Annotated in this window: 21 protein-coding genes; 14 read left to right on the top strand and 7 right to left on the bottom strand. The window is 41.8% G+C overall.

What is annotated here, in order from left to right; genetic code table 11:
- The first annotated feature begins 24 nt into the window (after positions 1–24).
- The 6 genes from B4F91_RS01435 to folX all read left to right on the top strand — a co-directional run bounded on the left by B4F91_RS01435 (position 25) and on the right by folX (position 6,737).
- Positions 25–3,387, top strand: a complete 3,363-nt coding sequence (locus tag B4F91_RS01435; RefSeq protein ID WP_286937158.1) for an ATP-binding protein — start codon at positions 25–27, stop codon at positions 3,385–3,387.
- Positions 3,388–3,428: 41 nt separating this feature from the next.
- Positions 3,429–4,055 carry a YceH family protein gene (locus B4F91_RS01430; protein ID WP_286937159.1) on the top strand — a complete coding sequence of 209 codons (627 nt, stop codon included), beginning with the start codon at positions 3,429–3,431 and terminating at the stop codon, positions 4,053–4,055.
- 69 nt (positions 4,056–4,124) lie between these two features.
- Complete coding sequence (gene nadE / locus B4F91_RS01425; protein ID WP_064384534.1) at positions 4,125–4,961, top strand: ammonia-dependent NAD(+) synthetase; 837 nt, start codon at positions 4,125–4,127, stop codon at positions 4,959–4,961.
- A 118-nt stretch (positions 4,962–5,079) separates the two neighbouring features.
- On the top strand, positions 5,080–5,799 hold the full coding sequence (folM, locus tag B4F91_RS01420) for a dihydromonapterin reductase (protein WP_096040946.1): 720 nt from the start codon (positions 5,080–5,082) through the stop codon (positions 5,797–5,799).
- Positions 5,800–5,823: 24 nt separating this feature from the next.
- Positions 5,824–6,378, top strand: coding sequence for a GTP cyclohydrolase I FolE (gene folE / locus B4F91_RS01415; RefSeq protein WP_004589001.1), 555 nt, complete (start codon positions 5,824–5,826; stop codon positions 6,376–6,378).
- A gap of 2 nt (positions 6,379–6,380) precedes the next feature.
- Positions 6,381–6,737 (top strand): dihydroneopterin triphosphate 2'-epimerase, encoded by a 357-nt coding sequence (folX, locus tag B4F91_RS01410; RefSeq protein ID WP_029774035.1) that lies wholly within the window; start codon positions 6,381–6,383, stop codon positions 6,735–6,737.
- A gap of 2 nt (positions 6,738–6,739) precedes the next feature.
- Here folX and B4F91_RS01405 read toward each other — a convergent pair whose 3' ends face one another.
- Both B4F91_RS01405 and B4F91_RS01400 read right to left on the bottom strand, forming a co-directional pair.
- Positions 6,740–7,174, bottom strand: a complete 435-nt coding sequence (locus B4F91_RS01405; protein WP_024032092.1) for a YqaA family protein — start codon at positions 7,172–7,174, stop codon at positions 6,740–6,742.
- 55 nt (positions 7,175–7,229) lie between these two features.
- The gene (locus tag B4F91_RS01400) at positions 7,230–7,595 is read right to left on the bottom strand and encodes a DUF4870 domain-containing protein (protein WP_024032093.1); all 366 of its coding nucleotides are present in this window, start codon (positions 7,593–7,595) and stop codon (positions 7,230–7,232) included.
- A gap of 181 nt (positions 7,596–7,776) precedes the next feature.
- Here B4F91_RS01400 and B4F91_RS01395 point away from each other — a divergent pair, with 181 nt between their 5' ends.
- From B4F91_RS01395 to B4F91_RS01380, 4 genes are read left to right on the top strand one after another with little or no spacing between them, the layout of a single operon-like run.
- On the top strand, positions 7,777–8,478 hold the full coding sequence (locus B4F91_RS01395; protein WP_024032094.1) for a spondin domain-containing protein: 702 nt from the start codon (positions 7,777–7,779) through the stop codon (positions 8,476–8,478).
- Positions 8,479–8,489: 11 nt separating this feature from the next.
- Positions 8,490–9,224: a spondin domain-containing protein gene (locus tag B4F91_RS01390; RefSeq protein WP_286938632.1), complete on the top strand. Its 735-nt coding sequence runs from the start codon at positions 8,490–8,492 to the stop codon at positions 9,222–9,224.
- Between the two features lie 58 nt (positions 9,225–9,282).
- On the top strand, positions 9,283–10,008 hold the full coding sequence (locus B4F91_RS01385; RefSeq protein WP_126005436.1) for a response regulator transcription factor: 726 nt from the start codon (positions 9,283–9,285) through the stop codon (positions 10,006–10,008).
- Positions 10,009–10,018: 10 nt separating this feature from the next.
- Entirely contained in the window at positions 10,019–11,503 is a 1,485-nt protein-coding gene (locus B4F91_RS01380) for a sensor histidine kinase (protein WP_286938631.1), read from the top strand.
- A 42-nt stretch (positions 11,504–11,545) separates the two neighbouring features.
- Here the strand turns inward: B4F91_RS01380 and B4F91_RS01375 are convergent, their stop codons facing one another.
- The gene (locus tag B4F91_RS01375) at positions 11,546–13,732 is read right to left on the bottom strand and encodes a S9 family peptidase (RefSeq protein WP_288635338.1); all 2,187 of its coding nucleotides are present in this window, start codon (positions 13,730–13,732) and stop codon (positions 11,546–11,548) included.
- 133 nt (positions 13,733–13,865) lie between these two features.
- Positions 13,866–17,573, bottom strand: coding sequence for a S8 family serine peptidase (locus B4F91_RS01370; RefSeq protein WP_286938629.1), 3,708 nt, complete (start codon positions 17,571–17,573; stop codon positions 13,866–13,868).
- Positions 17,574–17,811: 238 nt separating this feature from the next.
- Here B4F91_RS01370 and B4F91_RS01365 point away from each other — a divergent pair, with 238 nt between their 5' ends.
- Positions 17,812–18,276 (top strand): DUF2721 domain-containing protein, encoded by a 465-nt coding sequence (locus B4F91_RS01365; protein WP_004589012.1) that lies wholly within the window; start codon positions 17,812–17,814, stop codon positions 18,274–18,276.
- Positions 18,277–18,326: 50 nt separating this feature from the next.
- Here the strand turns inward: B4F91_RS01365 and B4F91_RS01360 are convergent, their stop codons facing one another.
- On the bottom strand, positions 18,327–18,860 hold the full coding sequence (locus B4F91_RS01360) for a S8 family serine peptidase (protein WP_004589013.1): 534 nt from the start codon (positions 18,858–18,860) through the stop codon (positions 18,327–18,329).
- An 11-nt stretch (positions 18,861–18,871) separates the two neighbouring features.
- The gene (locus tag B4F91_RS01355; RefSeq protein WP_286938628.1) at positions 18,872–21,205 is read right to left on the bottom strand and encodes a S8 family serine peptidase; all 2,334 of its coding nucleotides are present in this window, start codon (positions 21,203–21,205) and stop codon (positions 18,872–18,874) included.
- A gap of 215 nt (positions 21,206–21,420) precedes the next feature.
- On the opposite strand from B4F91_RS01355, the gene B4F91_RS01350 reads away from it, so the two are divergent.
- On the top strand, positions 21,421–21,873 hold the full coding sequence (locus tag B4F91_RS01350; protein WP_024032101.1) for a c-type cytochrome: 453 nt from the start codon (positions 21,421–21,423) through the stop codon (positions 21,871–21,873).
- 64 nt (positions 21,874–21,937) lie between these two features.
- Here the strand turns inward: B4F91_RS01350 and B4F91_RS01345 are convergent, their stop codons facing one another.
- A complete protein-coding gene (locus B4F91_RS01345; RefSeq protein WP_096040936.1) occupies positions 21,938–22,600 on the bottom strand; it encodes a cytochrome b/b6 domain-containing protein in 663 nt (220 codons plus the stop codon).
- A gap of 149 nt (positions 22,601–22,749) precedes the next feature.
- Between B4F91_RS01345 and B4F91_RS01340 the strand changes: the two genes are divergently transcribed.
- The gene (locus tag B4F91_RS01340) at positions 22,750–23,454 is read left to right on the top strand and encodes an AzlC family ABC transporter permease (RefSeq protein ID WP_096040935.1); all 705 of its coding nucleotides are present in this window, start codon (positions 22,750–22,752) and stop codon (positions 23,452–23,454) included.
- Complete coding sequence (locus B4F91_RS01335; RefSeq protein WP_004589018.1) at positions 23,451–23,750, top strand: AzlD domain-containing protein; 300 nt, start codon at positions 23,451–23,453, stop codon at positions 23,748–23,750. The genes B4F91_RS01340 and B4F91_RS01335 overlap by 4 nt, the downstream gene beginning before the upstream one ends.
- The last annotated feature ends 134 nt before the right edge of the window (positions 23,751–23,884 follow it).

Raw genomic sequence — 23,884 nt, 5'->3', positions numbered from 1 at the left:
TAAAATAACAGCATGACTTAGCCAATGCCGCCAAAAAATAACAACAAAAAAAACACTATTAGCAACTATAAGCTGACCTTTTGGTTATCGCTTACGCTAATAATATTAGTGAGCATTGTGTTAGATAGAATTAACTACAATCGCGCAAAAGACGCCCACCGCCTACAAATTTTATCTCAAGTAAGTACATACCGTGCACAACTAGAGGCCACCTTGGTATCAAACATTCAGCTAGTTCGTGGATTAGCGGTTGCTGTATCAGCTGAACCTGAGTTACAACAAGCACGGTTTGAACAAATTGCCGCGCCTTTGTTTAAAACCTCCAGTGAGCTGCGCCATATTGGTGGTGCACCCGACATGATAATTCGTATGTCTTACCCACTAAAAGGTAACGAAAAAGCCATTGGCTTAAACTTTTTAGAAAACAAAAACCAACGCCTAGATGCCATTAGAGCCCGTGATACCAATACTATTGTTATGGCAGGACCACTTAAACTAGTGCAAGGCGACATTGCCCTTATTGCCAGAGTGCCTGTTTATATTCCGCCCGAAAACCGCTTTTGGGGGTTGTTATCGGTGGTGCTCGACATTGAAAAAGTATATAAAAACTCAGGCATAAAAGAGCTTGAAAAAAACTACAACATTGCTATTCAAGGGCGTCATGGTTTAGGCAAAAAAGGCGAGTTTTTTTATGGCAATAACAATATAACCACACAAGAGCCGCTTGATTTTACGCTTAATTTTCAAGGGGGAAGCTGGCAATTATACGTAGCCCCTAAAGAAGGTTGGAGCCCTGCACCTTCAACTATATGGCCGCTTAGAATTGCCATTATAATTATTTGCGGATTACTAATATGGGCGTTCTTATTCTTTTTAAAAATGCTAAACCGCCAGCAACAAAACGAAAAAATGCTGGAGGCAATGAGCGACCTTGCCCAAATTGGGGCGTGGTCATTTAATTTAGAAACCAAACAAGTGTATTGGTCAGATATGACCAAAAAAATCTTTAAATACCCGCTAAATAAAGAGCCTACCTGGCCTACAAACTTAAATTACTTTAAAGCAGGCGAAAGCAGAGAACGTATCACTCAGCTGGTTGAATCTGCAATTAAAGAAGGCAAAAGTTACGAAGCCGAACTTGAAGTAATTGACTCTGAAGGGCGCGAAATGTGGGTGCTTATTCATGGTGAAGCTGAGCGAAAAAACGAGCGCTGTGTAAGAATATTTGGCTCATTGCAAAATATTGATACCCGTAAGCGCATTGAACTTGAAAACAGCAAAATTGCCCTACATAACGAAATTTTAGCGTCGCTTACAGCCAACGACCTTATTTTAAGTGGCCAATTAAGCCAATCTAAACAAGTTATTACTGAATCTATTTGCCATGCTCTAAACATTGAGCAAGCCAGTATTTGGTTTTTTAATAGCTCAAAAACCTCATTGAGTCCTATAGCATCCCATAATATTGAAAACAGAATGGGTAATAATAATGCGGTTTGGCTTAAAAAAGAGGCGCCAGATTTTTTTGAAGCCATCGAAAAACACGCTGTGTTTAGCACCAGTGATGCCCAAAATCACCCTCTACTAAAACCCCTTAAAGCGCATTACTTTGCGCCGCTCAATATTAATGCCATGCTGTGCGCAATCATACCGGCGGGAAGTGGCTCCATTGGCATAGTATGCGCTGAGCAATGTGCTTCAATGCGCCCGTGGTCACGTAACGAAGAAAGCTTTTTAATTGCTGTAGCCGCCCTCGTGGGCAGCTTGCATTCAAGTCAGCAACGTATTGAAACAGAGCAACAGCTAGTCACCGCCAAAGAAGCTGCAGAGCAAGCAGTAATGGCTAAAAGTGAATTTTTAGCCAGTATGAGCCACGAAATCAGAACCCCCATGAACGGCGTACTGGGCATGCTAAATATTATCAAGCGCACTCAGCTCAACCAACAGCAGGAGCACCATATTGAGCTTGCACAATCTTCAGCTCAGTCGCTCTTAAATATAATTAACGACATTTTAGACTTTTCTAAAATTGAAGCAGGTAAACTTGATATAGAAAATGTGCAATTTAACTTACCTAAATTACTTGGTGAAGTTGTTGAGTCGTTTGCGCTTAAAGTGGAGCAAAATAATACCAATCTCATTTTAGATGCCACCCAAATTACTATCAGCGAAATAATTAGCGATCCGAATAGGTTGCGTCAAATTTTAAATAACCTGATTGGCAATGCCGTTAAGTTTACTATTGATGGGCAAATTCTGGTGACCGCGCAGATAGATGAAACCACCGATGGCAGTTTTTTACATTGCTCTATTATTGATACCGGCATAGGAATAGACGCAGAAAAACAAAAAACTTTATTCGACTCATTCACTCAGGCCGATGCCTCAACCACCCGCCAGTTTGGCGGCACAGGCCTTGGCCTAGCTATTGTTAAGCAGCTTTGTGAACTAATGGAAGGCGAAGTAAGCGTAACCAGCATGCTAAATGAAGGCAGCACTTTTTCGTTTTCTATAAAAATACAGCCCCGTTTAACTAAAGCGCAAGATTTACCCAGCCACTTAATTAATAACAAACATATTTTAATTATTGATGCCTGCACACTTAACGCCAATATTGCCGCCAAACAATTACGCGTATGGGGCGCACACGTTAATATTTTAAATGACTATAGCGGCATCATTAATTATTTTGATAACTGCGATACCCAACCAGACGCATTGCTAGTCGATTATCATTTTTTTGAGCAAGCTGCACATCCGCAAATAAATACATTAAAAAACCGAGTAACCACCAAGCAAAGCAAACTGGTTGTTATGGCACCAATGAGTTATTCGCAAGAGCATAACAACATTGGCATAAATATAGATTGCCTGATATTTAAACCGCTCACCCCCTCAGATTTATTTGATTCACTCACTAACGATAAATACATTGAGCAACAACAGCGCCAAGCACAACTGCAAAATGAGTTAACCGAAAAGCCCAAAGAAATATCAGCGCACGCGCAAGTGCTTTTAGTCGAAGATAACAAAGTAAATCAGGTGGTGGCCTCAGCGTTGTTAAAACAAGTTGGGCTTACCTTTGATATTGCACAAAACGGCCAAGATGCACTAGATAAGCTAAACAGCAGCCAAGACAAAAAATACCAGTTAGTTTTAATGGACTGCCAAATGCCCGTGATGGATGGCTACCAAGCCACGCAAGCTATACGCGAAGGAAAAGCGGGCAAGCATAATAAACATATTACAATCATTGCGTTAACGGCAAACGCAATGCAGGGCGACAAAGAGAAGTGCCTCGATGCAGGAATGAACGATTATTTAACCAAACCTTTAGATTCAGCAGCTCTAGAGCCTAAATTACAACAATGGCTTGGTACACAATAAAGGTGTAAGCTAAAAATACTGTTTACTAATAAAGAAAAGCCATGCATTTATCAGCAAATCAGCAGCGCGTTATTGGCTGCCTTTTAGAAAAACAAAGCACTACACCCGAGCATTATCCACTGTCGTTGAACGCACTGACGAATGCGTGTAACCAAAAATCAAATCGAGACCCGGTTGTAAACTTGAGCGAAAGTGAGGTGCAACAAACACTTGATGAGCTTATAAGTCAGCGCCTTGTAACGCTAGACGAAGGGCTTTCGGGACGAGTTAATAAATACGATCACCGTTTTTGTAATACAGAATTTAGTAGCTTACAGTTAAGCACGCAGCAACGGGCAATTATATGTTTACTGCTGTTACGCGGCGCACAAACACCCGGTGAGCTAAGAACGCGCAGCGCTCGCCTAGCTGAATTTACAAACGTTAGCGAAGTAGAAACCGCCCTGAGCACGTTAGCAAAAGATGACTACGTAACAAAGCTTGAGCGTGAGCCTGGCAAACGAGAAAGTCGCTACATGCACCTTTTTGCTGACCCAGCAGTAGCGCCAAGCCCAGTGCCAGCTACAGAAGTCGCAGAAGTTAAAAACGATGAAATTAACGAGTTACTTGCAGAAATTGAGGAACTAAAAGCTGAGCTTAGCCGTATAAAAGCACATTTAGGACTTTAATTAATAACCACTAAACCAGATAATGTAAGCCTATTTAAAAACAACTTATTAAATAACGAGGAGCTGGCCATGCGCGCCGAAATTATGGCTGAAATGAAAGTTCAGCCAACTATTGATGTAAACGCCGAAATTACCCGTCGAGTTAACTTTATAAAAGCACGTTTAGTGGCAGCCCATAGTGTATCGCTAGTGCTTGGAATTAGCGGCGGTGTTGACTCATCGACCTGCGGGCGCTTGTGCCAATTAGCCGTAGATGAACTAAACGCAGAGCAAAACACTAATAAGTACCAATTTATTGCGGTTCGTTTGCCATACGGTGTACAAGCAGATGAAGACGAAGCGCAAATGGCCGTTGATTTTATCAAGCCAAGTAAACGCATGACCGTTAACGTAAAACCTGCTGCCGATGCATTACACGAGCAAGCTATGGCGGCAGTAGTAGGCAGTGGTGAAGATCTACCAGAGCAAGCTAAAATTGACTTTGTAAAAGGTAATGTAAAAGCACGCCAACGCATGGTAGCGCAATACGAAATAGCTGGTTTTTGCCAAGGCCTCGTTGTAGGTACCGATCACAGCGCTGAAAACATTACTGGTTTTTACACCAAATTTGGTGATGGCGCATGCGATTTAGCCCCGTTATTTGGCTTATCAAAACGTCAAGTTCGAGCACTTGCAACTGCCTTAGGTGCGCCTGAGCTATTAGTAACAAAAGCCCCAACAGCTGATTTAGAAAGTGACCGCCCAGGCCTCACCGATGAAGAAGCATTAGGACTGAGCTATGATCAAATTGACGACTTTTTAGAAGGCAAACCGGTGGCTGCAGAGGTTGAGCAAAAGCTAACTGATATTTATGTTCGCACTCAGCATAAGCGCCAACCCATTCCGACTATTTACGATGATTTATAACGGCTAAACAGCTAGTGCTGCATATGCACTAGCTGATCTATTCGCCGTAATGTTACGTAAAACAAAAAAACTGATTTATAGTTAATTTTAACGCCTGCCAAAGAGAAAACTGCATTACATGACATCTCCTATTTTAATAACAGGCGCTGGTCAACGTATTGGCCTTGCGCTTGCTAAGCACTTTTTATCGCAAGGCCAAGCTATTATTATTACCTATCGTACGCGCCACGATGCAGTCGACGACTTAGAACAACAAGGCGCCGTATGTATACACGCCGACTTTAGCAGCGATGCCGGTATAGCTAGCTTTATTGAAACACTCAAACAGCAAACTCACTCTTTACGTGCTATTGTACACAATGCCTCTAGCTGGGACTGCGAAGCCAGTAACCCTGATTTTTCGAGTTTGTTTGATAACATGATGCGCATTCATGCCAAAACACCGTATTTAATTAATAATGCCTGTGCACAGCTATTAATGGCATACCAAGCTGATGCTTGCACACCGGCTGACATTATTCATCTTACCGATTATGTTGTTGAAACAGGTAGCCCAAAGCACATTGCCTATGCCGCAAGTAAGGCTGCACTTGATAACTTAACCAAGTCGTTTAGCGCTAAGTACGCACCAAATATAAAGGTGAATTCGGTTGCGCCATCGTTGATTATTTTTAATCAGCACGATGACGAGGCTTACCGTGCTAAAACCCTTAAAAAATCTCTTATGGGTATAGAACCAGGTTGCCAAGAAATTATTAATAGTATTGATTTATTACTGCGCAGCCACTACATCACAGGCCGCGCTTTGCCTGTGGATGGCGGCCGCCATTTAAAGTAGAACACACATTAAACTGAGAAATTTATGCATGACGATTTAAAGCAAAGCTACCAAAATATTATTACCGCTGTGGGTGAAGATGCAGGCCGAGAAGGTCTTCTCGATACACCAAAACGTGCAGCAAAAGCCATGGAGTATTTAACCAAAGGGTATCGTCAAACGCTTGATGAAATCACCAATAATGCTGTGTTTAGCTCAGACGCTGATGACATGGTACTTGTCCAAGATATAGAGCTTTATTCTATGTGTGAGCACCACCTATTACCTTTTATTGGGCGTTGCCATATTGCTTATATTCCCGATGGCAAAGTACTAGGTTTATCTAAGTTTGCGCGTATTGTTGATATGTTTGCTCGTCGCTTTCAGATACAAGAGCAACTTACTCATCAAATTGCTAAAGCCGTTGAAGAAGTAACCGGCGCAAAAGGCGTGGGCGTTATTGTTGAAGCTAAACACATGTGTATGATGATGCGCGGTGTAGAAAAGCAAAACTCAAGCATGCGTACCTCTGTAATGCTAGGTAACTTTAGAAGTGACTCTAAAACGCGTAACGAGTTTTTACAGCTTATTAAGGGTTAATTATGGCCAACGCAATTATTAACGTAACCAACTTACGCTTACGTACATTTATTGGTTTTAACCCAGAAGAACGGGAAAAAAAGCAAGATGTAGTGATTAATTTAGAAATTCACTACCCTGCTGATGACGCCTGTAAAACAGACGAAGTAGACCAAGCGCTTAACTATAAAGTGATCACCAAAGAGGTGATAAACCTAGTAGAGCAAGGGCACTTTTTGTTGCTTGAAAAGCTGGTTGCCGAAATACTTGCAGTATGCCACAAACACCCAAGCGTACATTACGCAAAAGCCAGAGTAGATAAACCGCATGCACTGCGCTTTGCCGACTCAGTTTCGCTCACGCTTGATTGGTCAAAGTAACTTTACAAAACCGCTTGTGCACCACTGGCAAGGGCAATAACGGCTAAATACCGCGCGCCTTTGCCAATGCTCACTAATAATAAAAACAGACTAAAACGCACTTTAAATATGCCGCCAATTACCGTTAGTGGGTCGCCAACAATCGGCAGCCAAGCAAACAGTAAGCTATATACCCCATATTTTTTAAATTGAGATTGCGCTTTTTCAAGCCCCTTGGCCGATACCGGAAACCACTTTTTGTGCTTAAAACGCAGTACATGAGTTCCCAACCAATAATTAACACAACTTCCTAATACATTACCTGAAGTAGCGGCTAACCACAGCAGCCACAGATTAGCTTTTGCTTGGCTTATCATGGTAACAAGTACCACTTCTGAAGAACTTGGTAATAAAGTAGCGGACACAAACGCACTAAAAAATAAGGTGATATAAAGCATTAAGTACTTAAAGTAAAAACCCAGCATACAGCTGGGTTTATTAAAGGGTCGTCATTTATTTTATCAAATTTAGACTCAGTGGGTAATTAAACTCTTTCCCTTCGTTGGCTTTAATACTGGCTAAAACCACCATGATAAAAGAAAAAATAGCCACTAAAGGCAGCAAAACGAGGCCGATTACGGCAAATACTAGTAAAAAACATACAAAGTAAGCTATAGCCATAGTAATTTGAAAATTAAGCGATTTTTTACCGTGTAAATCGACAATTGGCATTTCATCTTTTTTAATAAGCCATACCACTAATGGCCCAAGTATAGAGCCAAACGGAATAACAAAACCGGCTACAGCGCTTAAATGGCAAAGCATAGCCCATGTTTTTTCGTCTTTTGATAACGGCTCAAGCTGTTGATTTTCTTCCATTACGCTCTCCTTATTAGTTAATATATACTGCCTTTTTATTGAGCAGGTGTCTATATAGAGGTAGCTATATTGTTAAATAACACGCCCTAACCCGCTGTGATAAAAAAGTGATAACTTTGTGAGAGTTTCTTGAGGTGGTTATTCAATACTTAGCCTGAATCATCACTTACAGGAAATAATAATGAAAGCTTCAGCATTTACAGTTGCAACCCTTTTAGCAGTAGCTAGCCAATCAACATTGGCAGCAGAGCTAGAAGTAGAAATTACTAACCTTACTAAAGGCCTTTATTTTACACCGGTACTAATAACAGCACACGATAGCGAAGATAAATTATTTGAAGTTGCAACCGAAGCCTCTGCTGCACTGCAAGCAATGGCTGAAGGCGGCGATATATCAGCACTTGTTACTCAAGCGTCAGCATCGAGCAGCGATATTGCAGAAAACCCAGCGGCAGGCCTTTTAGCACCCGCGGCATCTGCAACAGCAGAGCTCACAACTACCGATGGTAACGAATACCTATCTGTAGCGGCTATGTTACTGCCAACCAATGATGGCTTTGTAGGTCTAGATAGCTGGAAAGTTCCAACAGAAGCAGGCACCTATACTGTTTACCTCAATGGTTATGATGCAGGTACAGAAGCAAATAACGAACTTGTAGTAGAAGGCTCGGGTGCACCTGGTGTATTAGGTATTCCTGCTGCGCCGGGCGGCCAAGCAGGCACTAACGGTACAGGTATTACAACTGGCGATACAAATACGATGGTGCACATTCACCCGGGTGCCCTTGGCGATGATGACCTAGAAGGTGGAAACAGTGATTTGAATAACACTGTACACAGATGGTTAAACCCCGTTGCAAAATTAACTGTGACGGTTAAATAGGAGAGTTAATTATGTCATCTCTTTCTAATTTTAAAAAAAGTGCGCTTATTTTACTGTTAGCCAGCTCAATAGCCGCATGTGGCGATAACGATAATAACGACTCTATTGAAGATCAAGAACCTGTGGTTGTTGTAGAGCCCGAACCTGTTGTTTATGAGTTTACTATCACTTTTAGTAACTTAACGGCTGGACAACCACTATCACCACTCTCGGTCATTGCATTTGATGAAACCCCACCATGGAAATTTGGTGAGACGGCTTCTGTCGATTTAGAAATGATTGCAGAAAGCGGCGCTAATGAAGAGTACCTTAGCGATGAAAATGCACTTGCTTCAGCCTCGGCTGAAGGCGGCATTGGCCCTGGCGAAACAACCTCTGTAACCCTTTTAGTTGATGCACAAGATGTTCTTAATTTATCTTTTGCTGCCATGCTTGGGAATACAAATGACGCTTTTACCGGTCTTAGTTCTGTAGATGTATCAACATTGGAAGTAGGCAGTTCAATATCACGAACGACGCCCGCTTACGATGCAGGTACGGAGGCGAATACAGAAACAGCTGACACTGTGCCTGGTCCCGCTGCTGGCGGCGAAGGGTTTAACGAAATACGCGACGATATTGCCGATATAATCACAATGCACCCAGGTGTTGTGTCTAATCAAGATGGCTTATCAAACTCTGCACTAGGTGCTGAACATAAGTTTGATAACCCAGTATCAAAAATCGTGATCACTCGTACACAGTAAAACAGCTTGTAATGGGGATGTGAGGCGACACGGATGTCCCTTTTTTACGAGGTTAACCATGCGGCACGAAAAAATACTGGTAGTAGAAGACGACAGAGAAATAGGGCAATTAATAACAACTCAACTTGCTGCGTTAAATTTGCATGTTGACCATGTTGTAAGCGCTGAGCTCGCACTTAAAAAAATAGCAAAACAACCTTACGGGCTTATTTTACTAGATATAAACCTGCCACAAATGGATGGCTTGAGTTTATGCCGTAAAATTAAAGAGCACTACCCTACCATTTCCGTTATTTTACTTACCGCGCTCAGTAGCGATATGGACCGTGTAATTGGTCTTGAAATGGGTGCTGATGACTATATTTGCAAACCCTTTTTTGCTCGCGAATTACAAGCCCGCGTTAAAACACAACTACGCCACCGCTCACAGCTTCTAGCAATTCAAAATAACGAAAACGACAGCCCGTGCAGCGAACAAAGGCTAAATATCGGCTCACTCAATATTGAATTTAGCTCACATCAAGTTTATTTAGACGAACAAGCACTTAACCTCACCGCCACTGAATTTGATTTACTGGTATATTTTGCTCGCCACCCAAACCATGTTTTTAGCCGCCAGCAATTACTCGACAAAGTATGGGGGTATCAGCACAGCGGGTACGAGCATACCGTTAACTCACATATAAATAGGTTACGCGCCAAACTTGAGCTACATCATCAAGCGCCTATTATCGAAACCGTTTGGGGCGTTGGCTACAAACTAAATCCAAGCCAACTTACTTAAGAGCCTTATTATGAACCTATCTTTGTATCAAAAATTAGCGGTGTCGTTGGTGGTTATATTTTGCTTTATTTGTGCACTCGTTTACAGCTGGAGTAAACAACTAGAGCTCACCTCAAAACATCATGGCGAGCAAAACCTGCACTTAGCCCTAGCTGAGCATTTAGTACAAGATAACCCATTAATAAAAGAGGGTGTATACGACTACGCAGCTCTAGAAAACCTATTTCATACCTTAATGTTATTAGGCCCCGCATTTGAGTTTTATTTTGTAGATGAAAACGGAAAAATCCTCACTTACTCAGCAAAGCCTGGTAAAGTTAAACGCACTCATATTAATTTAGCCCCCTTAAAAAAACTGATTAACAACCCAGCTGCAGCGCCAATTTATGGTGATGATCCAAGAAATAAAGCGCAGCAAAAAATATTCTCTGTAGCGCCTGTTTTTAATAACGATAAGCTACAAGGGTACTTGTATGTAATTATTGGCGGTGAAGCTTACGATACCTCTTTAAACACAATTAAAAATAATGACAAACTATGGCTTGCCGCATTATGGCTTGGAGCTGCACTTGCATTTTTACTGATTGCGATGCTTATTTTACTGCGCTTTTTTACCAATCCTATTCAGCGATTAGCCCGTGATGTAAGCAATATTGAAGCAGCTAATTACAGCCTTACCGATACCAAGCTCAGCAACTATTCGACCCAAAAAAGTAACGAAGTGCACAGTTTAGGCCGTAACATTCAAGCCATGGTTACCCGTATTGACGAGCAATTTAAAGCACTTGAGCAAAGCGATAAACAGCGCAAAGAGTTGCTTACCCACTTATCTCACGATTTAAGAACCCCCCTTGCCTCTTTGCAGGGGTTTTTAGAGGTGCTTAATCAGTCGGGGTCACAATTAAGCGCTCAAGAGCAACAAGAATACTTACATGTATCCCTTAATAACTGCGCGCAGCTTAAACAGCTTATTGAACAAATTTTTGAATTAGCCCATTTAGAAAACGGCGAAATAAGCATTCACAAAGAAACCTTTAATTTAGGTGAGCTTATTTACGATTGCATTGCTAAGTTTTCTCTAACCGCTGAGAAAAAAGGCCTTAACTTAACGGTAAAGCCTGCAATTTGCGATTTTCCTGTTGTAGCCGATATTGCAAAACTTGAGCGTGTTTTAAGTAATTTAATTGATAACGCAATAAGGCACACACCTAAAGGCGGCAGCATAGCTGTAAACGTTAAGCGTATTGATGAAAAGCAATTATTTGTGCAGGTTTCTGATACCGGCGTGGGTATTAAGCATGATGAGCTAAACGCTATTTTTAATCCGCATTACCAGGCTTCAAATTCAAATAACGAAGGGCGCCAACAAGGTGGCTTAGGGCTGGCTATTTGTAAGGGGTTACTAAAACTTATGGACAGTGAAATAAATGTACAAAGTGAGCTGGGCAAAGGCACTATGTTTAGCTTTAACTTGCCGCAAAAAATAAAGGTATAGCCAACGGCTATACCTTTAGAACATTACTTAATTTTGATTTTGTTAGTTTTTAATACCGGCTAAATCAAGCATAAATGCATAGTTTAGCGCAGTATCTTCTAGGCGTTTAAAGCGACCAGACGCCCCGCCATGGCCGGCTTCCATATCTATTTTAAACAGCAGTTTATTATCATCTGTTTTATAGTCACGCAGCTTTGCAACCCACTTAGCTGGCTCAAAATATTGAACTTGTGAGTCATGTAAACCGGTAGTCACTAACATATTAGGATACGCTTGCTTTGAGACTTGATCATACGGCGAGTACGACAGCATGTAATCGTAATATTCTTTTTCATTTGGGTTACCCCACTCACCATACTCATTGGTAGTAAGTGGTATGCTTGCATCAAGCATAGTGGTAACTACATCAACAAAAGGCACTGCTGCAACCACCCCTTTATATAGCTCTGGTGCTTGGTTAACCACCGCGCCCATTAATAAACCACCAGCACTACCACCGTAGGCAAATATTTCGTCTTTTGCGCCATAACCTTGTGCCACTAATGATTTGGTTACATCAACAAAGTCGTTAAAAGTGTTCTTTTTAGTTAATAATTTTCCGTCTTCATACCATGGGCGCCCTAACATTTGCGAACCACGCACATGCGCTATAGCAAACACAAAGCCACGGTCTAATAAGCTTAAACGTGAGCTTGAAAAAGTAGGGTCCATGGTAGCGCCGTACGAGCCATAACCATATTGCAGTAATGGGTTTGTGCCATCCTTTTTAAATGCATCTTTACGGTACACTAAGCTTACCGGCACTTTTATACCATCGCGCGCACCTACAAAAATACGCTCCGAGGCATAGTTATCTGCGTTAAAATCACCTAACACGGCTTGCTGTTTAAGCAGGGTTTTATCACCCGATTTAAGGTCAATATCGTACGACGAAACCGGTGTCGTCATACTGGTATAATAAACACGTAATTTGTCGCTGTTTATATCGTTGTTGCCATAGCTTGCAATGGTATAAGCACTGTCGTTAAAGCTTAGCGTGTGCTCATCTCCAGTCGTTAAATGGCGTACAATAAGGCGCGACTGACCCAGTTCTCGCTCTTGATATACAAGGTAGTCTTTAAATAAATCAACGCCTTCTAGCTTAATATCATCGCGCGGCGCAATTACCGTTTGCCAATTTGCTTTATCATGCGCTTTATCTACATCCACCTTCATAAGCTGAAAGTTAACCGCATTTAAGTTAGTGACGATGTAATACGTATTGCCAAGCTTTGAAATACTGTATTCTAGGTCGTCCTCACGCTCAATTAAGCGCTTAGGTTTTGCTTTATTATCATCTGCGCTGAGTACCGACATACCAGAGGCATTGGTGCTGCTGTGCCAAATATATATTTCTGAGCCATCTTTGCTCTTACTAATACCCGTGTAATAACTTGTATCAGCTTCTTCGTAAATAAGTTCATCATCGCTTTGCGGTGTACCTAACGTATGGCGAAAAACTTGATAGCCAAGTAAGGTTTGTGCATCTTTTTTAATGTAGTAAAAGGTTTTATTATCGTTTGCCCAAATAACGCCGCCATTTGTTCCCTCAAGCGTGTCTTCGAGTAAATGACCTGTGGTTAAATCTTTTACCTTTATGGTGTAAATTCTACGGCTAACGGTGTCTTCCCCATACGCCATTAAATTTCCGTTAGTACTTACAGATAAGCCACTTACAGCAAAGTAGTCGTGATCTTTGGCCAACGCATTTACATCTAAAATAACTTGCTGATCAGTGCCTTTAAAATCGCTACTGCGAACATAGGTAGGGTATTCGTTTTCGCCACGCGTTTGCGATGAATAAAAATAGTCGCCTTTTTTAACAGGCACCGAGTCATCGTCTTTTTTAATACGCCCTTTTAACTCTTCAAATAACTTATCTTGCAATGTTTGAGTATGCGCAAGCATTGCCTCGGTATAAACGTTTTCAGCATTTAAGTAACTTATAACGTCTGGTGCTTTACGCTCGTCGTCACGCAACCAGTAGTAATCATCAATACGCGTATCGCCATGAATCGTCATTTCATGAGGTACTTTTTTAGCAATTGGCGCCACGGCGCTCACTGGTTTTTCTGTTTGTTGTGTTTGCATAGTAGTTGCTGTATCTGAAGGTGTACTTTTAGGCGCATTATCACAGCCGGCTAGCACAGCGAGTGATAACGCGGCTAGCGTGAATGAAGAACGAATCATTATGAAATCTCTATAGTTTTTATTATTGGTGCTATTAAATATACCTAATAATAAAGCGTGGTGTAATTTAGTTTGTGAAGCTATGTAAAAAGGGAGCCGAGGCTCCCTTTAAAATAACGTGCTAGTTATAAAATTACTTTTGTTTACGACGACGCATAAATGCAAACGGCGCAGCAAGTAATGTTAACCAAGCTAGTGAGCCCGATGAACCATTGCTTTCAGGCTCTGGTGTTGGCGTCACTGGCTGAGGGTCTGCAATGGTATCGTTAACAACGATTGATACCATAGTTTCTTCGGCGCTAGTGCCTGATGCTTCACGCACTGTGTATGTAAAGCTATCTTCACCAGAGAACTGTGCATTTGGCGTATAATCAATCGTGCCATCTTCATTCACGGTTGTAGAGCCATTTGCAGGTGCAGAAACCACCTCAACAGTTGATGCCACTAAGCTGCCTTTAATTCTTACACCTTTATGGGCAGAGAATTCTGCGTTTTCTGTTTCTGAAGAAGCTACTGCGTCAAATACAAAACGCGACTCAGCCATATCATTAGCCAATACATCAATAGTCACTGTTTGTTCTTCATCAACTTCTACTGCATCTGCAGCTGTGTAATGGCTGCGATCTTTTGCAAAAGCTTGATATTGAATATCAACAACACCGCCTTTGATTTGATCGACTAAGTAGCCACTACCAATAGCATTACCCGTTGGAACTGTGTCCAGCATTGCACCTACGTTGCCATCAGCAGACTCTACACCCGCTGAGTAAGGTGCAGGTAAAGCAGGCACATCAATGTAGTTCATACGAACTTCATCAGTGCCTTCTTTTAAGATCACTTGGAACGTGTACTTATCACCTAAAGAACTACCCCAAAGCTCAACGTCATGCCATTCTACAACTACATAGCCGCTATCAAATTTAGCCACATAAAGATCACCGCCACCGCTCGTGCCACCGGCTAAATCAAAGTCAGCCCAAAGCGGCGCAATAACACCATTAGGTGTACGTGCATTAGGCATTGCTTGAGGGCTCCAAGAGTTAGTTGTATTTACATCTGCACCAACAGCAATAAAGCCGTTATCTGAGATAGTAAATGCTGAGTACTCTTTCCCATCAAAAATAAAGTCAGCTTCAACCGTAATGGTTATCTCATCACACCCGTCAGGACACGCTTGTGGTTCAATGCCTTCATCAGCCAATGAGAAGGTACCTAAGAAATCACTGCTGTTAATAGCAAATTCTTTTGGCCCTAATGTGCCCGTCCAAGTTAGTTCTTTATTGTCTTCACTTAATGTTACTTCACCTGCACCATTAGTCACTTCAACAACAGGGGCTGCACCTTTAAGAAGTTCTGCATTTTCATCAAGTTTAACATTTACTGATAGCTCGTCAGTGAACAGAGTATTATTAAATTGCACGCCCACTTTTGCTGGAGTAGAAGAATTTAAAGAATCGGCATCGACTGTTGCACTAAACACACTGCTATTTGTTGCTTCGTTATCGTAGATAGCAAATGGTAAGTGAGCGATTTGACCTGTCTCAGTATGAGTCCACACTACATGGCCAAAGTTCCAACCTTTAACATCGTTAAATGTTGAATCAATATCTAAGTTAAATTCAGCCATGTCTGTGCTTGTTTCTGCACCTTCAGAGTCTGTAGAGGTAGAACCGTGCGCGCCAAGCATAACGGTGCTAGGCGAAACCGTAATTTCAGCGCCTTGCATATCGGTTACTACTTTTGCAGTCCACTCACCAGCAACATCAGTCATATTTTGCACGGTATTTGAGAAGCTACAAACGCTTAAACAACTTGGATCGGCGTAAGAGCCATGATCAAATGTAAGTGCTGCCTCTAGCGCATTAGGCATATCTAATCGGCCGGCACCTACATCAAATGCATCAGCTTTGGTTACTAAGTCTTCTTTATGTAGGCCATCCATTTTAGATGAGCTCATAAGCGCCGTTTTGATTTGTACCGCATTCCACTCTGGGTGAGCTTGCTTCATCAATGCTGCTGCACCAGCAACATGAGGGCTCGCCATACTTGTGCCTGAAATAGCATTAAAGGTAATACCATTACCTTCATCTGGCGAGTACGCAGATAAAATATCTGTACCTGGCGCTGCAATATCAGGTTTTAAGAAGCTAGGCTCACCATTAGGACCACGCGAACTTGAAGAGTTTACTGCATCAGTAAATTTCTCTTGAATTGTTCTTTTAACACTAGGGTCGAGTGAAGCAATAACCGGCTCTTCAGCTGCAGTTAACAGCTCAACCAAGCTTAAACCATCTTCTTGACTAATCGCTGAGGCTGGAATTGTGGCGTCATCCATAGACATACCCATTGCACCGCCAGCAACATTGTTGTGGATAATTACCGCTGTTGCACCTGCTTTCGCCGCATTTTCAGCTTTGGCTGAAAACGCACAGCTACCACGAGAGATAAGCGCTACAGAGTCTGCAAATGAGATATCTTCAGCAAACTCTTCACACCCTTCAAAATTATCAGGAGCAATCACTTGCGCCGAAATAATAGGAAGTGAAATAGGGTCTGTTAATAAACCATTGCTTCCTTCAATACTTAAATAGGTTTCACCTGCCACTTCAATTTGCTGAGAGAAGAAACGCCCTGTTTGCGTATTGGCAACTGTTAAACCAGACTCAATACAGCTAGGACAACCAATAGTTTGTGCGCCGTTACCATCGTTACCTGCTGCGGTTACAACCACTACACCCGCTTCTTCTGCAGCAGTGAATAAATCACTGTATGCACTGCTTGATGGATTACCACCAGCACCACCGCCCCACGAGTTATTAATTACGTCTGCGCCATCTTTAATGGCCGCTTCTAATGCCCCCATTAGTGCAACGGTAGTACCGCTGCCTCGTCCATCAGCTGTGTGCCAAAGCGCTTTATAAGCCATTAACTGTGCCGCTGGTGCAACACCTGAAATTGACACGTTATTGTCTTGGTAAGTAATTTCAATTGGGTTACCTACAGCAGTACCAGCAACATGCGTTCCGTGACCGTCGTAACCGAGTGGAGAACCAATATATTCATCAGGGTGAACATCACTTGGTGTTGGGCCAAATGCACGCGCCACTATTAATTTATTATTACAAAAATCGGCTTCACCACCCTCTATACGACAGTAATCGGGGTTTTCTGCGATGTAAGCCGCTTCTTCTTCACTAAACTCTGCAGCTGCAAAACCCACATCTGAAAACATAGGGTTTTCTGGGCGAATACCCGAGTCAATAATAGCAACTTTAACGCCTTTACCAGCTTCAGATTGACCACCAAGCGCCTGCCATGCCTCAACGCCTCTAATCACATCAATAGAAGCATCCATTAATGTGTGGTACTCAGTATCTAAAAATACTTTTTTTACACCCGCAAGTTTAGCGAGCTTTTCACGTTGACCTTGCTCACCTTCTACCACGATACCGTTGAATAACGTACTAAATGAATGTGAAACCGAGCCACCGCTAACAGATGCGGCTACTTGCGCTACACTTTTTTGTTTTGCTTTTAAGTAGCTGCTGTACTTTAACGCAGGTGCTGAAGATAGATTAACTTTACTATCCCCAGTTACTGCTGCAGAGGTTGCTTCAAGCCCTGCAATGCCGCCTTTGTAGGTTGCTAGCGGCTCGTCTTCAAGCTGGATAATATAGCGTGCTTTAGTAGAAATGGTTTTATCTTGAGAGTATGTTTTTACACTTGATGTTTCTGGGACATATCCTTTAGATAAATCAGGTGCGGCGGCTGCACCGTATGACATCATAGCTAAACCTATAGCTGATGAAATAGCGGTTCTTTTCAGTGTTATATTAGACATTATTTCCCCTGGAGTGAGTTTTATATTATTGTATTTACTCAATTCAATGTGATTAGAATTGTGATTTTAATATAGAACTACAGCCCTCAGGCTAGCAACAACTCAATTACAAGTGGATTACAAAACTGCAGGAATAGCATCGCAAAAACATCACAACAAACTAATTTTAAATAAGTTTTTCCATTTCTGTGATTTGTAAATCACTGTAAACAAAACCTAACTTCTCTATGGAAAATGAATGAGTAACGACGTTATAAATATTTTAACCATGGCTAAAGTAATTCAGACTGCCGTCGCCCCTGTCTTTTTAATTACGGGTATTGCTGCCACGCTCGGGGTTTTATCTAATCGCTTAGCCCGCATTACTGACCGTGCGCGACAACTTGAGCGAAAACTCAAGGTAAGCACCGATGAAGACTTTAATAAAACCCTAGCCACAGAGCTGCGAGCCCTGTTAAAACGCTCTCGATGTATTCATATTGCTTTTAGTATGAGCGTGCTAAGCGCCTTGCTAGTATGCGCTGTGGTTATGCTGCTGTTTTTATCACACATTCAGTCTATTAATTTAGGGGTAACAATTGCCAGCTGTTTTGTGGCTGCAATGGCCTTATTAATATGTGGTTTTATGTCGTTACTTGGCGAGGTATTTTTGGCCACACGTAGTATGCGCCGAGGGATGATATTTGCTGATATTAACGATTAGCAATAAAAAAGCCCGAGATTTTCTCGGGCTTTTATCACAACATTTTAATTTTATTGTGCAGTATAAATAGTCTCTAGCACTTCAATTCGCGCTTCTTTAGTATAATCAGATGACTTTAATTGCTCTGCAGCAGCTAAAATATCTTGACCCTCATTAACAGCTAAAACCGCTATTTTAGTACCTGGGAAAACAGACACTACCTTTAAGCCAGACAGCTGAGCTACCTCTGTTGCGTTCATGCCATCTTTAAGCAAAACAGTAATATTGCCAGAAAGCGACGTTAAGTTGTTTGTTAGGACATTACGTACCAGTGTACCTTTTGTTACTAACGATGAAGCCTCAGAAGACTCAACAACCGCCATCTCACCTTTGGTAGAAACAACATACTCATCAGCAGCAACACTTGTTGGTACTAAACGTAAGTTTTTTTCTACAACGTAAGAGCCAAAGTCGGTTTTGCTGTATTTCACACTATTTACCGGCTTTTTTGGAAGTTGCAGCTCTTTATCTGCTACTGAACTCGCTGTTGCACTTAGAGAAATACACGCAGCAGCACCTAAAATAACTAATTTATTCATTTTCATATCTATATTCCTTACTCTTGACCTGCGTGACCAAATGCTCTCAACGAAACGCCTTCTAAAACGCTTGCGGCACGGTTATTTGAAATACCTGTAACTTCAAGACCATTATCAGTACCATCAGTAAAAGCAAAGCTATCTGCTGCAGCATCAAGAACACGAATAGTCCAAGTACCTTTTGTTGTCTCGCCATAGAAAGCATTAGACAGTAGTACCGCATCTTTTAAAACATAGCCTGTGTTCCAACCGTTAGTAAAGCTATAAGCTGGGTAAAATAGAGCTTGCTTAGACGCTAGTAATACACTGCGTGTGCCTGATGGAGACGTCACTTCAATTGCTAAATCGGTACCAGCAGATGTTTGCGTACCATCCGCTAAACCAAAGCCCATTTCAGTATTGCTCACATCAAACTTAAACTGCATTGCTTCAATGTTTAGCTCTTCTTCAACAATAATTTGCTGTGTAACACCCGCGGCACTGTTATCTGGGATTTCTAGCGTAAGAGCCTCTTCTTCAACAACAGAGCCAACACCACTCCAATCTGTAATAACTTGCTCACCTAATGCTACGTCGTACTCTTTTGCCATCGCAACGGCAGCACCAGCATCTACACGTCCAAAACCATATAAGTTATTAAAGTTATAACCTGCGGCATTTTCAACCCAGCCGTCATGCGCTACAAATTCACCTTCACCAACGCTTAGCGTTACAACTTCATCTTCTGCATCGTTGACTGTGCTTGTAGTAGCTAAGATATGACGAACATCACGCCATGTTAGCTCTGAATTAGCTGATAAAATCAGTGATACTACACCTGACGCATTAGGTGCTGCCGAAGAAGTACCATTAAACGTAGAGGTATAGTTACAGCTAGCGTTATCTTCATGTCCTGGGTAGTTGAATGGGTATTGCGATGCAGCAAAGTCTTCACCATATGCTGCAGCCCATGCCGTAATCGAGCTACCATTAAAGCCTGAGTACCCATTAATACAGGTCATTTGATCAGTTGTTACCATGGCAGGCGCCCAGCGCCCATATTCACCCGCAGGGGCTGAAACCATTAAGTTAGCACCACCGCTTGAGTAGCTTGTATGCGTACCATCAGCATTTACAGCTGCAACGCTTAAGTAATATGGATGACCTTGGCTTGGCTCAAACGCGCCGTTATAACAAGTAAGACCTAGCTCATTTGCGCCATTATCGGCACATAATGACCCTTCACCGCTACCATCTACAAACGAGTTACCGCTCGATTTCATGTTTAGGGCACCTTTACCATCACGAAGGTTAAGGTTAGGGTAAGACTCGATAGCTTCATCTAGCTCTGAGTAGCCAATAAACGTTGGGAAGGTAATACCGTAGCTGCGGTTAAAAGCAGAAATATTTTCTGACGTGCTAATGCCGCTACCTGGGAAACCATGCGCGAGTAAATCAGTTTGCTCAATTTTATCGCCACCTAGGTAGTTCATGCCAATTAGACCAGCATCTGGTGCAACACCGCGCCCGCCCTTACCATTCCAACCTTTCGCTGCAATTAAGCCTGCAACACTGGTACCGTGGTCGCCACTGTTTGACATACTTGTAGGGTCGGTGCGATCCAACACATCAACATCTAAATTTAAAGAACGGTTTGGTAAAACGTTATCAACTAAGTCTTCGTGACGAATTTCCATACCAGAGTCAACAACAACCGCCGTTACGCCAGCACCTGTAACACCTTGAGCGTACGCAGCTGCTACGTTCATATCTTCGCCAGCAACCAATTCTTCTGCTTCTGATTCAGCAAAATCCTCGTCAAAAATAGTTTGCGCTTCTTCTTCGCTGTAACCTAATTGGTTGACATATAAATCAATTAGGCCTTGTTTCATTTCATCGCTTAGAGCGTACGACTTTTGACCTGTGTTACGCAGGTGCCATTGCTGATTAGCCAAAGGATCTGACGCAATATCACTAATTGTTAATTGCGCAGACGCCGATTTACCATTTGCATTAGCGGTGTAATCAATTACCGCGTCTTCGCCTGAAACAGGAACGTAAGTAAAGGTATCGCCTTCAACAGTTAGTAAGCCATGGCTAAAAGTATATACGCCATCCTGCGCTTCAACCGCTTCACCATTTTCAGTAAATGTATAACTAAGTGTATCGCCATCGTTATCATTTGCATTAAACTCAGCAGTTACAGGTACCCATTGCTTTAAACCGGCAACGGCTACATCGCTTGCTTTTGGTGCAACATCAGTTACTACAGCAACTTGGCTATTATTGTCATTGTCGCTGCCACCACACCCTGCTAGCGTCATAACTACTGCGGCAGAAAGTGCCGACATTTTAAAAATATTATGCTTCATAAACTTCCTTCGTTAATTATTTTTATGATGACTCAAGGTACACAACAGGGGTATTAATAGCAACTCACCGTTTACAGTCGTTAACAATAAACTGACAAGGTGTAATGATATATTCAGAAAACAAGCTGCGAGACATTAAAGTTTCACTTGAATAAAATAAGTAATCGATTCAAGATGTCTAATTTAGTAGATATAATTTCTTACAGGGGCAAAACATGAAATTAAAACAATTTTTAGCAGGGGTTGCTTTAGCAACATGTACACTTAGCGTATCTGCAAATACTGCATTTAAAGAGCCAAGTGATGCTATTGAATACCGTCAAGCTGCGTTTTCTATGATTTCAGTTCAAATTAGCGATATGGGCGCGATGCTAAAAGGTAAAATTCCTTTTGATGCAGAGCAATTTAAAATGCGCGCTAATAACGCAGCAGCCCTTTCTAAAATGCCATGGGAAGCGTTTTACGAAGGCACTGATAAAGGCGATACAGCAGCATTAGCTGATGTATGGTCTGATAATGCAACCTTTGTTAAAAAAGCCAATGCCTTTGCTGCCAATGCAGATAAGCTAGCTTTAGCAGCTCAATCTGGCGATAAGGCGGTAATTGGTAAGGCATTTGGCGCATGGGCCAAAGGCTGTAAAGATTGCCACAAGCAATTTAAAGACTAATTACAATTAAAACAATACACACTAAAACGGCGCTTTATGCGCCGTTTTGTTTTTTTGTTAGCTATTAACTTAGCAAATAACTAAGTGGTTCTTTGCCCCACGTAACTGCCAGTAGCACTAACAATCCAACAAAAATAGCCCACGCCAACCAAGGAGCTTGCGTGTTATCTATATTAGTTTGAGTGGCTTGCTCGCTGTTAGCCTGTTTACCGGTGATCATTGCTTTGACAAGTGGTTTTCCTTTTATTTTATACACAACAATGGCAGTAACATGCAGACAAATGGCATAAAATAAAATATCGAAATTAAGGCGGTGCAGCCAATTTGCAAAATCAACCGTTGAGCTCGACACATACTCAACCAAAGGCCCATCAGTCAAAATGCCATCACTGCTCATTAGCCCGGTCACTAACTGCACTATAATAAGTACAAAAAACAACAAAACCATGTAGCTACCTGGCGCCGAATGACCCACCCCTTTACTAGGATTTTTAAACTCTTTAAATACTGCTATTGGCGAGTGCAGTAACGCGCTTAACTTTGCCGTTTTACTGCCCACCAGCCCCCAAACTAAACGGGTCACTATTAATGCGATTGCGAAAAAGCCAGCCACAAAATGAAGCTCAATCATGCCCTCGTCAATGCTAAAGTAAAGCACAGCAATATTAATCACTAATAACCAATGAAAGCTTCTTATAAAGCCATCCCATACTTTTATACTTTGCATATACATCCTCAACTTGTTGCCAGGCTCTGGCACATTATTTTGATACTAAAGCCATTATTCCAAAGTTTTACTACCGCTGCATTAATGATATTACATAAAGCGCTATTTATGGCACACTAAACGCACAAACTTATTACTTACTTGTATTAATGAATATAACTAAACGCGCAGTATTAAAAGGTTTTTTTGATATGCTCCCGCTTTGCCTGGCGGTCGTTCCTTGGGGAATATTATGTGGCTCTTTAGCGATTCAAAATGGCTTTAGTGCCTTTGAAACACAAGCAATGTCATTACTTGTATTCGCGGGTTCTGCACAATTAGTTGCAATTGAACTAATGGCCGGTAACACCCCTTTACTGACTATTTTATTTACCACATTTATTATTAGCTCTCGGCATTTTTTATACGGTTTAGCCGTACGCCATAAAGTTATTTCACAGCCATTACGGTGGCGCTTACCAATAAGTTTTGTACTAACCGACGAGCTGTTTGCCTTTTCGCATCACCGCAAAGCCTATAAAACAAAAGCGCGCCTAATATACGCTTTAAGCGCGGGTTTTAGTTTTTATATTGCATGGAACCTTTGGACACTCATAGGCATAGTTGCAGGAAGTGTGCTCCCTGATTTAACAAATTTAGGGCTCGACTTTGCTATTGCAGCTACATTTATAGCTCTTGTGGTACCGGGCATAAAAAATTTAGCCTCGCTGGTTACTGTGATTGTTGCGGGTATTAGCGCCACAGTTTTAAAAAGCACGGGGTTTGAGTTGTGGTTGGTTTGTGCTGCTCTACTTGCAATGAGTGCAGGCTACTTTACTGCAAGGCTTACACAAAAAAAGGACAACCCATTATGATGCTCACTATATTATTAATGGCGTGTATTACCTTTTTTACTCGTTACTTATTTTTACATCAACGCCTTGGTTTTAAAGTGGGCCCTAAAATGCAGCAGTTTTTAAGTTTTAGCGCACCCGCTGTACTAACCGCTATTTGGGTACCCATTATTTTTATAAATGAAGACGGGCTCAACCTAAACTGGCATAACCCTTATTTAAGCGCAGCTATCGTTGCCATTATTGTTGCCTACAAAACACATAATATTTATTACACAACGCTTGCCAGTATGGGGTTATTTTTAATTTTAAACTAGGGCGTGTTGACCTTTGGCGTTTGAATTTGCAGCAGTATGTTTGGTTTTTAGGCAAGGCAGAGCCTGTGAAGTGTGGTTATTCCCCATAAATAGGAGATAACGCAGCATAAATGCCAAACATGCGCTGCCCTTCG

The organism is Pseudoalteromonas sp. UBA6610 (assembly GCF_002433295.1).
In the GTDB taxonomy this organism is placed as follows: Bacteria; Pseudomonadota; Gammaproteobacteria; order Enterobacterales; family Alteromonadaceae; genus Pseudoalteromonas; species Pseudoalteromonas atlantica.
Note: the sequence above shows the minus strand (reverse complement) of the source record. Positions and strands in the feature narration are given on the sequence as shown.